This window comes from Spirulina sp. CCY15215 (genome assembly GCF_016888125.1).
In the GTDB taxonomy this organism is placed as follows: Bacteria; Cyanobacteriota; Cyanobacteriia; order Cyanobacteriales; family Spirulinaceae; genus CCY15215.
Window position 1 is genome coordinate 1 of the sequence record NZ_JACSWA010000152.1, and the last position, 862, is coordinate 862.

Here is an 862-nt window from a genome sequence, read left to right on the forward strand (position 1 = left end):
GGGAGAAAACCGTATTTTGGGAGGAACTGTAGATATTGGAGCCTATGAATTTGTCCCCGTTTCCGTAACACCAACACCTGTCACGCCTGTTGTGAATACAACGCCTGTTGTTAATACAACAACGACACCGACACTAAATTTTAATAGTTTTATTAACTTACTTTATACCCCTTCTCCCTCTCTAGCTTTAGTTAATCCTTCAACAAACGGAAATAAATTGATAAGTGCAGCCCAAGCATTTACTTTATTTGATGCACAGTTTTCCAATACTTTTCAACAATATTTTGACAGTGGTAGTTCCTCGGGGGGAACATCTGGGGGAACTTCAGGAGGAGGAAGTGCGGCTAATTCTTCAAACTCAGCAGGGGGAGTGAGTTCATCAGGAGGAAGCGCGATCGCCAGTAATAGCTCTAATTCAAACTCAACAGGGGGAGTGAGTTCTTCAGGAGGAAGCGCGATCGCCAACAATAGCTCTAATTCTTCAAACTCAACAGGGGGAGTGAGTTCATCAGGAGGAAGCGCGATCGCCAACAATAGCTCTAATTCTTCAAACTCAACAGGAGGAGTGAGTTCATCAGGAGGAAGCGCGATCGCCAACAATAGCTCTAATTCAAACTCAACAGGAGGAGTGAGTTCATCAGGAGGAAGCGCGATCGCCAACAATAGCTCTAGTTCTTCAGCAGGGGGAGTGAGTTCATCAGGAGGCGATACAACTTCTAGCACTACTTCTTCAAGTAGCAGTGGTGCAGAAACATCAGAAAACGGAACATCAGAAAGCGGAACATCAGAAAGCGACTCATCGAGTGAAAATAGTTCAGGATTCAATGATACTGCGAATAAAGGTTCAGGAGCAAGCAATAGT

At 44.4% G+C, this 862-nt stretch carries 1 pseudogene; it reads right to left on the bottom strand.

What is annotated here, in order from left to right:
- Positions 1–273 precede the first annotated feature (273 nt).
- A pseudogene (locus tag JUI58_RS00720) lies at positions 274–862 on the bottom strand (hypothetical protein); the annotation flags it as partial.